This window comes from Cohnella sp., from assembly GCF_041640265.1.
Lineage (GTDB): Bacteria > Bacillota > Bacilli > Paenibacillales > Paenibacillaceae > Cohnella.
In genome coordinates this window covers 53,089-65,216 of sequence record NZ_JBEQAP010000021.1, presented here as the reverse complement: position 1 = coordinate 65,216, position 12,128 = coordinate 53,089, and the positions used below count along the sequence as shown (strand labels likewise).

Here is a 12,128-nt window from a genome sequence, read left to right as displayed (position 1 = left end):
TTTCACAGCGAGTTAAACCTAATCCGTTGCAGTTCTCCTTGCGGGCCTCGCTCGTAAGCAGGAACATACTTGCTGCCCGTCCGAATACCCGAAACAACAGCTTCCTCCCGTTCAAGCTGTGGCGTAAACACGGTACCGTCCACAACAATCTCCACCCCGATTTCTTCAATATGAGCGATCGATTGAAGCACCTCCGCTCCGGTGACTTTGCCGTTCCCAACCAGTGGAGATAACGTCGAGTGAACACTACGATCCGCCATTTGGTTAGTGCCATAAGCAACATTAAGTGAAGCGGATCCGCTCTGAAACAACAGCAAGCCTACGGTCACAGCGGCCACAAACATTAGACAAGCAAAACTCATGTCGATCATCGACCGAACCGAGTACCCCATCTAATGACCTCCCTTCATAAGAAGGACATACCCACCGTTAAACGGATAGGGCATGTCCACATTCTGATTACTGTTGACGGAATACAATACCACGAATGACATTGCTGCTGTCTTTCACAAGCTGTGCTCGGAATTTGCCGCTCGGATTCACGTAGTTGATATCCGCTTCATCGAGTATTTGAACCAGCGTTCCCGGAGCCGGCCCTACAACCGAACCATACGTGATGCTGTCCACCGGAACGCCCGTATTGATTACCTTGCCATACCACTGTCCAGCCGGATTTTTTCCCGTTACAATTTGAATGCCGAATTGGTCTTGATCGGAAAACTTGCGCAGCGCATTAACCGCCTGGCTTCCCGACACCAGCGTATTGTCATAGACGGTAAAGGCCGTTTGCGACAGCTCCGTCTGGATGTTGCTGAAATTGCTTTGCGCCGCTTTGGTCGATTCCTGGGCGGAAATAAACATGACTACCGCAAGTGTGATCAGCGCGATGGCGAGGAAAATACCCGCTGCCATCACCAGCGCTTTTTGTGCATTACTCATCGTACATCAAACTCCTTTTGTTATTGGATTTTTTGAATTTGCTCATAGTACACTGACATTTGATTCAAGCTGACATAGACGAGCGGAAAGACGAGGTAACAAAAAATGAGGGACATCATCGGCGCAAAGCCGATCATTTTCCCCCATCCCGCTTTCGTTTCAATCAGCCTTTCGTAATCCTGCTTGCGCTGTTCTTGCGCAAAGGCTTGCTCGGATTCCAGATCGTCGAACGCCTGCCGGATCGGAATTTTCTCTACGGCCAGTTGCAGCTTTTCCACCGTTCGGACAAAAGGCAAAAACTGCGCTTCTTCTTTCAATTGCTCCAACGCCTGTTCCGCGCCATGCTCGTAATGCAAGAGGCAGTGCTGAATCGGCTCCTTGAAAATGAAGGCGAACCGCTCCATCCACTCCAGTAGATGTTCCACTGACATCCGATCCATTTCCGACAGCATGGCAATCACGGAATGAAACTGATCGACTTCATGCTTCATCTCCATATGCCGCATCCGGCGCTGGAACAGCAGTAAGCCAACAGGCACACAGTAGCCACCCCAGCCGAACAACAAGGCCAGCATCACCTCCCACCATTTGAGATACTCGCCGTTTAACGATTCAATTTTCTGCACAATGCGCTTCACGGCGGCGTGAAACTGCGCCTCATCCTGCGCAATCTGCGGAACTTTTCGCATCTCGGTCATGACGGCCTCGGAGAGTCTTTTTTTCACCCCCCTCACATCTGCGATGATCCGGCGATCGAGCGCCGCCGCTTCCTTCGCTTTCGCTTCTTCCTCCGCTGACAAACGGCCGAACATCGTATCCTTTACCGGCGCATGAAGAATCTGGTGTCTCGTGACACCATGAAGCGTCACAAACAAACCCAGCGTGAGTGAAAACGCCACGATGCTGATCGTCACGCGCTGCACAAAAAACCACTCCAATCGGAGCGGGGAGTTCGTTTCTTTGAGCAACATCGCGCTGCGGGCGGCTTCCCGCGTGCCGGGCACTGGTGCTATCCGGTCCATGACCCGGCGTACCCACGGCAGATCGCAAGCCCGCTGTTCCCACGGCTTTCGCCGCCGCACCTTTCGTTCTCCGTCCAATTCCTGCATCTTGCGGAGCAGCACATACGAGCCGAGAATGATTAGCAGGATGACGATTTTCGTGATCCAGCCCAGCTTACTGGCGTAAAAATCGTCCATCGCGGGAAAGTAACGGCTGGCCCAGTTTTCGATCGGCTTGGTGAAGAGAATCGGGATGAGCGCGATGGTGGTCAATCCTTGCAGCAAATAGCTGAGCTTCTCCCGCCGCAAAATATCCAAATTCAACTCGGTCGTCAATCGTCCGAGCGCATGCAAGTATAACGAGCCATTCTGCAGCGCTTTGTCCCCATACTCCTTGACCAGGTGCGACAATCCAGCGAGCCCTTTGAGAAATCGGTTCGGCGCGACTTCATAATATTGCTCCAGCTTTTCTTCCGGATCGCTGGCAGTCAACACGGCATACACTTCCTGCCCATGCAGTGCCATTTCGTAAGGTGCGGCGTCTGCCGCATCGTAGATCGCTTCCTCCACCATGCCGTGCCTGTGGTAGTGATGCCGGACATCGGCAAAAAAGTGACGAAGCTGACGGAGCAGCCGATTTTCCAGACGATGGACAAACGCATCTGCAATCATGCCATGACCGACCCAGATGCCGATTACGATCATCAACAGCGTCATCGGATCGCGTGCGAACAAGAACAGCGGTACGACAGCGATCATTAGCGCACCCCATGCAACGAGTGCGATCTTGATTATTTCCAACCGCAACTTCCACTCGTCGTAGGTATGAAGTGCCGACAAACGTTTGCGGATCGTCGTCAAGTAGGCTCGAAGCACAGGAACCCGTTCGCACACGACATATACGCGTTGCAAGAGACTATACAAGGCCTGTTTGCTGGTGGCTCTACCGGGGAGCCGCAGCTCTTCGTATTCCCGAATGGAACCGACTCCCGTATTTTTGCGGGACAGCCATTTGAAAAGGATCACAGTGGCAAGAAAAAACACGACCGCTCCGCCAAACAAGCCCAACAGCCATGTTTTACTATCCATTCCGCTCCCCCCAGTTCGCCGTGAGAAAAGCCACGAACGCTGCGCGATCCGCATCGGATAGATGCTCCTGCATCTCCCGCACGTTTTGAACCGAAACGGGATGCGCTGCCACATACCGTCCATCGCGGAATTCAATCACATTCCGCGCTTCATACAGGACCCGATCGGTGGAGCGCCGGAAATATTCGGTGGCCGTCTCCATAAACGCAACCACCTTTTCCTCCAGCTTTTCGGACTGCCGATAAAGCACGGGATAATCCATCTCCTGATCGAGCGGCACACATTCGGTAATGCGCTCAATATAGCGGCTGCCGTTGACATCTCGTTTCAAATGAATGTCAAAATTGATGACGCTGATCACCTGTTGTTCGGCTACCTTTTCGTTCGTAAACACGCCCGTCTTTAAAAGCGAATTCCTGAGCGAATACACCAAATCGCGAAACGTTTTAGCATGGTGGGTGAAAAGTGTGAACAGGGAAGCAACTTGCGCCATCTGGATCATCCAAGCTGCAACCGGATCGGTCGCCACCTCGCCAAGAATATTCACGGTTCCATCCGTCTTTTTCTGTATATCCAAGCCATCCTGTCCGGAGATCGTTTCCGTCTCGCGGAAGCTCAAAATATTGCGATCCTTATAGATTTTTCGCAGATGAAGCTCGAAACTCATCTCCTGTACTCGGATCGGAAAGGTAGCCGAAATGAATTTGACCATTGCCATAAGGAGCGTTGTTTTCCCGCTGCCCTGCGCCCCGGTGACGGCGGTGATCCTTGCACCTTTAACGAGATAAGCGATGAGTCCGATGGGAAGTTGGGCGTTCTCGTCTTGAATGAGTTGCTCCAGCGTCGCGCTTTGCACATCGAATTTCCGTACAAAAAAGGCCCACGATTCGGAAAAGCGGGGACGCAGTACAACAACGCGCGATCCGTCCGCCATTTCGTTGACCTTAAAGCCATTCGCCTCAGACAACTGGCCGGGATAGTTATATTTGTAAATATTCTGACTGACCCGTTTCAGTTCTTGTTCCGTTCCAAACGAGAGGAAGGCAAGGTGTATCGACTTCCCTCGGTAGAAAATCCACACACTGTCGTGGGACTTCGGGACTTCACGCAGTAACGAATCGGATTGAAATTCCCATTCGCCTTCCCATACCGAAGGCGGTATTCCGGAAACGCCGCCCGACACGCCATCGATCTTCATGTCGCGGATTTCGTCCACTACACTAAATCCTTTGTATTGCTGATAAATGCGCTGAACCACGATATGCAGCTTGTCCTCGAAATGCAGCCGCCGCGATTCCTTCTTATAAATATCATGAATCTCCTCAGCGGTAATTCGGTACGATTCGGTTTTCCCGTCCTCAATCCCGAGCTTGGGTCGATCCAGATCGTATTTTCGAATCAACTCACTCAATCCATTCTGCCGGTATCGTTTCTTATACTGGTACAGCAGAATGTCAAACTGATCCTGCGGCGAAAGCTCGTACGGCTCATCAAATGGGAGAATCCGATTGATGCTCGTTTCATCCAATTGGTAGGATTGCAGCAAGAGATCATATAAAAACTGCTTCACATACGCCTTGTCCCGCATATCCCCGGATGTGCAACCGCGCAGCGCTTTTTTCAACTCCGCTCGCTTGTGTTTTCGGCGACGGAATGCCTCTTCGGATAAGCCCAGATCGTACAGGTTGCTGCTCGTTAAATCGTGCAGCGTCTGTTTCACGTACGCGGTCATCGCTGCAATCGTATAGACCCGTTCCTCCGTCGGCTTTTCCAGCTTTCGCCCACTCATGCGGAAATAGAGCAGCGTACCGGTCAGCAGCACAAGCACAAGAATAAGAAGCCAGTTGAACACATAGAGCATCCGTTATCCCCCCTTTCCACCGAAATACGGCTTATTCAATCCGGCTTGTTCGATGATCGCTTGTGCCAGTGTGTGAACGCTCTGCATGAAAAGTTGATTCTCATGGTCACGCGGTACGCTGCGATTGCGAAACAGAAAGTCGATCGCGCAACCTTCCTGTGATGCGTCCATAAAGCCTGCATGGTGCGGAATGGGATAGATCGGGACGTTCACCTTATACTTCCGCGCGATATTTTTGGCTGTATAGGCGGAGTGCCGGTCGTACTGACCGAGAATAAAAAGCTGTTTTTTGTCCTTCTGCACTTCCTCTTGTTGCTGAAAAAAACGCTCCAGTACGGAACGGTTCTGGTTCAGGCTGATCACCACCAGATCAGCGTTTTGCAGGAGTGCCTGCGTCCATCCCGACCCCATGCCGCTTCCCGCGTCAATCAGCGTCAGGTCATAATAACGCTTGGCCGTATCAAGCAACGGATACAGTACCTCCTTCATGCCGGGGATAAACGCTTTGTCCGCCTTGTTCGAACCGTGCAGCAGATCGAGCCGATCCTTCAAAAGCGGCAAGGTATAGTCCCGGATCATCTCCGCTGTCAGCTTGCGGTTTTGAGTCAACCGCACTAGTGCATCGATGCCGGAGTCGGCAGCAGAAGCAAGCTCGTCTCCCGTTTGCGTTCGCCGCTTGATAAAAGCCTGTTCGATAGCAGCTCGGCGGCTTTGCACAGACCCAAGCACGAGCAATCGGGAGGAATAGTCCAGACCAAGCAGCGTGGTGACAGCGATCAAGTTCGTTGTGGTACCGGTCTGCCCCGGCACCGGACTCCAAAAAACAACACTATGTCCCACGACGATCCCTCCTTACCCGTTTCCACGCCGTTTTGACGGTTCGTTCATCCAAATCGAACAGTTGCTTTGACATGGACAACACCGTCCGGATGTAGGCTCCAGAAAGCTTTTTCACGTCGATGCGAGCATGATGTTGATTATCGATTTTTGTCGAAATGTCCCGCTCGTCAAAAGGAATACGAAATACCGGATCCAGCCACCGAATGGGATACGACGCTATCTGCGAAACGATATACGCCTCGGTAATCGTGGCCTGCACGAACGGGTACAGCAGCTTGAAAAACGGCAGCGGCTGTGCGGCGGATTCCGCCAAACACAGCCGCTGCATCAGTTCAGCATTTTTTTGCAAAGCCAGCTTCTCCAAGCTGCTGCACCAGACGCAATGAGTAAACGTTGACAAGTCCAGACCTTTCACAAACTCGGTATGATCCGTATCGAGCAGCATCACATCGTAATCGGGCCACTTGCCTTCCGTTTGCTTCATGTAGCGATCCAACTGGCCAAACGTAATGAACCCAGCCGAGACATCCAATCCTTCAAACTCGGTCAAGAACACACTCGGCCGTTCACCCGAAAGCGGGAGATACCCCTGAAGCGACTGCGCCATCGTCGAATCGACGAGCAGCACCTTTTGTCCTGCGGCAACCAACAGCTTACCGAGCGTCAGCAGCAGATGACTTTTGTCCGGCGCACCAAAAAAGACAATATTTTTCATCGCGGCCTCCTTCATGAAGCCGGGCCTTTGGCAGACGGCTGGTCAAATATATCGTCCAGTATGCCTGTCTGCGGCGGCTTTCCGTCCGGCGTCGATTCGCCCGAATCATGCACGGCATCGGGCACAGGTGTTTGTTTATCCGGCATCGGTGAAGGCGATGTGTTGGAGGGGACAGACTCCGTTTGGGTGTTTGGTTTCGGAGCGGCTTGTCCATTTTTTCCGACTGCCTGTTGCTCCGCTTGCTGTTGTACCGTTTGTCGCATCGCATTGTTTTGCTGGGTCGTGATGCGTTCATTTTGCAGTTGCTGCTGCACGGTGACAGCGCCGCTAACCACCCGCATTTTATCCGCGTCGCTCATCGCTTTCAGGTTGTTGTCCAAAACGGTGCGAAGCTGACGGGCGAGTGCGGATTTTGCTTCTTCCAACACATTGGGATCGCGTTCCATCAGGTCAAGCACCTTCTGATTTGATGGATAATTGGCAATGGCTGCCTCTTGTATACCCGGATCGACATAGGTGAGCGCGTATAGCTTTGCACCTTGCAAATACGCATCGATGATCGCGCTGGAAGCCATAAGGATTTCCTTTTCATTCATCTCGACCCAGACAATGGTGCCAGCCACTTCTCGGACTTTCTTTTTGGCAAGAATGATATAATCCTCGCCTGTCGGAAAGTTAATGCGTACATCGACAAATTGGCTTTTTTGCAAATTCGTCGGCAATTGGATCACGTTAAATTCCTGAAATCGCAGATCCCTTGGGATCGGCTTGTCCTCAAACAGCATCGAAGCGACGAGCGGTGTATTCGGCTGTAAGTCAATTTTCGTGATTTTGCCGACCGCTGCGCTTTGCTCCTTGATGCTGCCGGATGCCACCAAGGCTATAGACACCTCCACGGACCTGACATCGCCCGCTTGCAACGTCGTTCCTGCGAGAAGGATCCGGCTGGCCACAAGAATTCGTGTTTTTGCGGCCTGCTCCATGGTTTGCAGTTCCTTGATTTTCTTTTCATAATGAGCTTGAAGCTGCTCACGCAGCTGTTCCTGCTCTGCTTGCTGGTGCAAGAAAAAGACACATGTGGCAAGCAGCATAATAAAACCCAAACCAATCGCCGAGATCACGACCGGTTTGCGGTAGCGGTACATAAATGACATCGCTACATTTCCCCTCTCGATAAGATAAAGCGGCAGAAACGCTACCGCCTTTCGTGAAACCAGTAGGAACACGTGTACAAATCGATCCCCTTGCGCGTTGGGATGCCAACAGTCCCTCGTCCGTTGCCCTTCCATCCTTGACTGTTCGCGGTCTCGACCGCCAGACGATCGGAGGCTCCCTTGTATATCTCCGTTTGCGTCCCATCAATAAAGACATACAAACCGCCAATGGCATTTATGGGATGAACGATTCTTGCCTCAAGCACATTCATGTTCTCACCACCTTTCAGGAATTGTTTTTTTGGTTTAGATTGGAAAAAAAACGTGCCACCAGGTTCCGTTTTTTACTGGGACGCTCCGGTTCCACGCCCATCCACCGATCCACCAGTTCTTTCACACGCAGTCGATACGGACTGCAAGGTGAACTTGCTATGAACTGCCCGCTTCGAACCGCTCGGCTAATCGTTGGATCTTCCGGCAATTCCAGGATTACCGGCCAGGGTATCTCCTCACGCCATTGCTCCTTTGGCACGATTTCCGTAAAACGACTCCATACGGTGTACATGTCCGGTGCGGGCAACAAGCTGGATAACAACGGCTTCATTCGCACGATACTCTGCATGCTGGCCGGTTCGTCGGTGGTCATTAGTAGCTGTAGCTCCGCTTGTTCCAGAGCCAGCTTCGTGAGGGCGTCGAAATGGACGGGTGTATCGATCAGCACGATATCTGCTTCTTCTTTCAAAAAGCGAAGGATCGCTAACAGTTGCTCCCGCTGCATCATAAAAGTTCCCGGTTGTGAAGGAGCGGCGACAATGGAAAAGCCCATCTTCGTTTGTTGAAGACAGGCTCGGCTTGCTTTCGGATCATCGATCCGGCGAACCAGATCGATAATCGTTTTATGAGGTTGTAATTGCAATGTGGTTGCGACTGTGCCGTTCATCAGATCCAGATCGAGGATGCAAACCCGGCATCCAACATTTGCTAATAATGAAGCCAAATGAATCAGTAATGTCGTTTTACCTACGCCGCCTTTGGCAGCAAAGACGGCGACAACCGATGGGAGGTCCCTGCTTGTCCGAGGCAAAGCGCTAGACGACTCAGGCGTGACAGCTTGTCGTTGCACCGGTTCTTCACCTTCTTCCAGCCAACCTATCGGCTCCGCGTTCTCCGCTCTAGATGGGGTCACTGCTTGTCGGTCCGGCCGATCTTGTGCCGTTTGTTCCAGAAAAGGAGGTTCCGGAAAAACGTTATATGTCTTCTGAACCTCGTCCGAATTAACACTGAAATCTTCCCTGACCCATGGCGCTATTGGAGAAGAAGGAGATCCCTCCGCTTTCTGCCGCGTTGCTTTCCGCTGTGAAAGCGGAACAAACGTTGTCGCATTATGCGGCCCTCTCGTTTCTATCTGCGTTTCGGTCGGCACGCCTACCTGCTCGTCCACATCTGCATGATCCAATTTTCGCGAAACAAACACTTCTTCGGTCGACAGTACAAGCCCTTTTCCCCACTGCGGAAAAGAAACCGGCAGCTCTTCGTCGTCCAGTTTGTTGGGAGCAAAGAATCGGGCAAAGAGTTGATCTGATTCTTCCTCCTCGGTCACCGTACCGGAAACGCCGAGCGCAGCCAACTTGTCTTCTTCCCACTGTGCGCCGCTGGCTACGAGTAGCACAACAGGCACGCCTTTGTCCCTCACCAGCTGAACATAGTCCTTCCATTTGCCAACTGCCGAATCAATGACCACGATATCTAACTCGAATGTTATCCGATCCAGATCATTGACGAAGCGACATGCATAACCTGACGCACGGAGCCGATCGATCCATGCCTGGCGCTCACGCTGGTGGGGACGAAACAAAGCGACTTGCAGCAAAGCTTACCACCTCCTTTCAAACACAGCCTCAGGTTGATGCCACAAAGCCTTGAAACACGCCTTCCCAATACTCGTTTCGATGATCCTGAATCCACTGTGCCGTTTCCGGGTAACCCAGCATCTGTGCGCAGCGGATGACATCGGAAACGATCAGCATATTCGTCTTCCCCGACACCCGAACGGCCTCCAGCCCATCCCATACGTTTTTCGGTACTTTCATGGTTCTTCACCCCTTCCCCATGATTTGCAGGTTGTGATGCGCCGAATTGATTTACCAAGGCTCGACTTCAAAACCAACAATAAGACCATCCCGATAAGCTTTTTTCATGACAACCCATCCAGCTTGCCGCCTCGGGATAGCTGTTGGCCTCTAGCCAACGAATAACGGTCGGGATGTCGTATAGATCAACGTCATCATCTGAAGTTTGGACTGCGTTTAGGCTGTCCATCACGATTTCCGAAACTTGAATAGACAAAATCGTCAGCTCCTTGTGCGGGGATCTATTTTTTGCCCACGATAATAGACATCCACCTTCATACGCTGCGCCAAATAGAACGCATAATCTTCCGCATCCGCATATGCATTTCGCACATCCATTTCCTGCGTCGAACCGCTATGCTCCAGCTCAACGGCAAACTTTTCGCCTTGCGGTACAATACGAATGTAATTCATGATCAACCAACCTCCTAGTAACCGTACACTCGGATATCCATGTTCATGAGTACGTTTCACCCTCTTGCCTAACGGTTGGAACATAATTAGAAATGAGTAATTCCTTTACAGGTTGACGGCCTTTCGTCTGTTTGGCAATAGAGTAATGCGTCTCTACACTATCAATGACAAACGGTGCATACCATTCCCGAATTAGCGGATGGTCGTTGATGCTCAGAAGAAACTTTCCTTTGATCCCACCAAGCAGTTCACGCAGCTTTCGGTGATGGTTTTCATCGAATTTATACAGGTAACCGGAAAGCCCCAAATAGTGCGGGTCGCAATAAAAAAAGCTATCCGGCGAATCATATCGCGGGATAACTTCTTCGAACGAACGGTTTTCGATATACACCCCAATCAGCCGTTCATGCGCGATTTTAAACTTTTCCTTTACTTTGGACATATCATAGGCTGGTTTACTGCGTGTGTACCCCCAGTCGTCCGAATCGTTGTATTTGCCGCCGAAATGGGAGTAAATGCGATAGTAAAAATCATAAGCGCGCATAACAGGATCCCGTTCCTGATCTCGGCGTTTCATAATCCGCTCAAACTCGTCACGAGCATACAATGCCCATTCAAAGCGCTGAGCTAGATCTTCCCACTGTTCCTGAATGACCCTGAAAAAATTGACGAGTTCCGCATTAATGTCCGAATATACTTCCACCTTCGATCGTTCTTTCCCGAACAACACCCACCCCCCGCCGCCAAAAACTTCGGCATACACAATATGAGGCGGGAAGCGGCTCATGATTTCCTCGCGCAATCGTGATTTTCCGCCTTGCCAGCGAATTGGACTTTTCAGCAATGGCGATCCTCTCCTTCGTTTTTCGTTATGGAATCAACAAATCCGGCTCCGAGCGCTACCAGTTGCGGAATCGTATGTCCGCAATAATATACCTCCTGCTCAGCGACGCCAAGCAAGCGGGCGTATACCAATGCTTGGCAGACCGCTTCTTGCGCATTCTCCCGACTGCCTAGATCGTATAAGTCCTTCCCCGGCGCAACGCCGATGACATGATACGCACCTCGTATTTCCTTCACATAAATCTGAATGTTCTGCACGCCATTTCCTCACCTCCGCCCCGCTTCTCGAAAAGCTAAGGCAATTTGCCGTGCCAACTGGTAGGCCAGCTTTGGAGGTACTGCATTGCCAACCTGACGATACTGGGCACTCAAGCTGCCGTAAAAGACGAATGAATCCGCAAAAGATTGAATTCTCGCGCATTCCCTTACCGTGAAGCGACGCGGACGGGAAGCATTGGGATGGTAGTGTGCACCCGTATAAAAAGTGGTTTGCGCGGTAATCGTTGGATTCGGCTTATGCCATGCACCCCTTTTTTGTCGACCTTTTAAGCCCTCGACCCGTAAAGGCATTTCGGCCTGTAGCACCTCCAGCGGAATAACCCCGTTTGGATCCGCCTGCGAAATGAGCCGCAGCACCTGTTCGGAATCTTGCGGTACCGGACCATGATTCGGATGCAGTCCCGCCGACCGATTGTGCGCGGTAATCGTATAGGATGGCGTATCCCAACTCACAGTACGGTTTTCCTGTTCGTAACCTCCCTGCTCCCGAACATTATCAAACAAGTCGCCCTCATGATTGGGCGGAGAACCGGGATGTGCCAAATCAACATCTTTCGACAAATGGGCAGTGACTGTTTTACATGGCTGCTCCCAGTCCTGAACCTTGCAGTCAAACAATGAGACCCCTTTACCAGCGTTGCGCATGCGATTCTCCATTGAGGCCGGACGGGGATTGGACAGCGTATGGTTCATCAGTGTCGGTTCGCTGTCTACCGGATCCGGTAAATCGCCAATGGCATCCCACAGCACCGGACGCGATGGATCAGGCTGCGGCCATTCAAATGTGATGTTCAAATCCGCTCGAAACCCGATAATAAACACCCTCTCCCGCGTCTGCGCCACACCATAATCCCAAGCTTATGA

Annotated in this window: 14 protein-coding genes and 1 pseudogene; all 15 read right to left on the bottom strand. The window is 51.5% G+C overall.

Features of this window, described 5'->3' with window-relative positions; all coding sequences use genetic code 11:
- Nucleotides 1-2 precede the first annotated feature (2 nt).
- Nucleotides 3-392, bottom strand: a complete 390-nt coding sequence (locus ACESLK_RS16250; protein WP_373230633.1) for a hypothetical protein — start codon at nucleotides 390-392, stop codon at nucleotides 3-5.
- Between the two features lie 67 nt (nucleotides 393-459).
- Complete coding sequence (locus ACESLK_RS16245; protein WP_373230632.1) at nucleotides 460-939, bottom strand: ABC transporter permease; 480 nt, start codon at nucleotides 937-939, stop codon at nucleotides 460-462.
- Nucleotides 940-959: 20 nt separating this feature from the next.
- A complete protein-coding gene (locus ACESLK_RS16240) occupies nucleotides 960-3,029 on the bottom strand; it encodes a hypothetical protein (RefSeq protein WP_373230630.1) in 2,070 nt (689 codons plus the stop codon).
- On the bottom strand, nucleotides 3,022-4,890 hold the full coding sequence (locus tag ACESLK_RS16235; protein WP_373230629.1) for an ATPase, T2SS/T4P/T4SS family: 1,869 nt from the start codon (nucleotides 4,888-4,890) through the stop codon (nucleotides 3,022-3,024). Before ACESLK_RS16235 ends, ACESLK_RS16240 begins: the two co-directional genes overlap by 8 nt.
- 3 nt (nucleotides 4,891-4,893) lie before the next feature.
- On the bottom strand, nucleotides 4,894-5,730 hold the full coding sequence (locus ACESLK_RS16230) for a ParA family protein (protein WP_373230628.1): 837 nt from the start codon (nucleotides 5,728-5,730) through the stop codon (nucleotides 4,894-4,896).
- The gene (locus ACESLK_RS16225; protein ID WP_373230626.1) at nucleotides 5,720-6,445 is read right to left on the bottom strand and encodes a hypothetical protein; all 726 of its coding nucleotides are present in this window, start codon (nucleotides 6,443-6,445) and stop codon (nucleotides 5,720-5,722) included. Before ACESLK_RS16225 ends, ACESLK_RS16230 begins: the two co-directional genes overlap by 11 nt.
- Before the next feature lie 11 nt (nucleotides 6,446-6,456).
- On the bottom strand, nucleotides 6,457-7,599 hold the full coding sequence (locus ACESLK_RS16220; RefSeq protein WP_373230625.1) for an SAF domain-containing protein: 1,143 nt from the start codon (nucleotides 7,597-7,599) through the stop codon (nucleotides 6,457-6,459).
- 41 nt (nucleotides 7,600-7,640) lie between these two features.
- Nucleotides 7,641-7,871: a hypothetical protein gene (locus ACESLK_RS16215; RefSeq protein ID WP_373230623.1), complete on the bottom strand. Its 231-nt coding sequence runs from the start codon at nucleotides 7,869-7,871 to the stop codon at nucleotides 7,641-7,643.
- Nucleotides 7,872-7,885: 14 nt separating this feature from the next.
- The gene (locus ACESLK_RS16210; RefSeq protein WP_373230622.1) at nucleotides 7,886-9,469 is read right to left on the bottom strand and encodes a CpaE/TadZ family protein; all 1,584 of its coding nucleotides are present in this window, start codon (nucleotides 9,467-9,469) and stop codon (nucleotides 7,886-7,888) included.
- Nucleotides 9,470-9,497: 28 nt separating this feature from the next.
- Complete coding sequence (locus tag ACESLK_RS16205) at nucleotides 9,498-9,689, bottom strand: DUF5049 domain-containing protein (RefSeq protein WP_373230621.1); 192 nt, start codon at nucleotides 9,687-9,689, stop codon at nucleotides 9,498-9,500.
- Nucleotides 9,690-9,756: 67 nt separating this feature from the next.
- Entirely contained in the window at nucleotides 9,757-9,945 is a 189-nt protein-coding gene (locus tag ACESLK_RS16200; RefSeq protein ID WP_373230620.1) for a DUF5049 domain-containing protein, read from the bottom strand.
- Nucleotides 9,946-9,950: 5 nt separating this feature from the next.
- Nucleotides 9,951-10,142 (bottom strand): hypothetical protein, encoded by a 192-nt coding sequence (locus ACESLK_RS16195; protein WP_373230619.1) that lies wholly within the window; start codon nucleotides 10,140-10,142, stop codon nucleotides 9,951-9,953.
- Between the two features lie 43 nt (nucleotides 10,143-10,185).
- Nucleotides 10,186-10,986 (bottom strand): DNA adenine methylase, encoded by an 801-nt coding sequence (locus ACESLK_RS16190; RefSeq protein WP_373230617.1) that lies wholly within the window; start codon nucleotides 10,984-10,986, stop codon nucleotides 10,186-10,188.
- Entirely contained in the window at nucleotides 10,980-11,243 is a 264-nt protein-coding gene (locus tag ACESLK_RS16185) for a hypothetical protein (RefSeq protein ID WP_373230616.1), read from the bottom strand. Before ACESLK_RS16185 ends, ACESLK_RS16190 begins: the two co-directional genes overlap by 7 nt.
- Before the next feature lie 9 nt (nucleotides 11,244-11,252).
- Nucleotides 11,253-12,110, bottom strand: a pseudogene (locus ACESLK_RS16180) (DNA cytosine methyltransferase); the annotation flags it as partial.
- Between the last annotated feature and the right edge of the window lie 18 nt (nucleotides 12,111-12,128).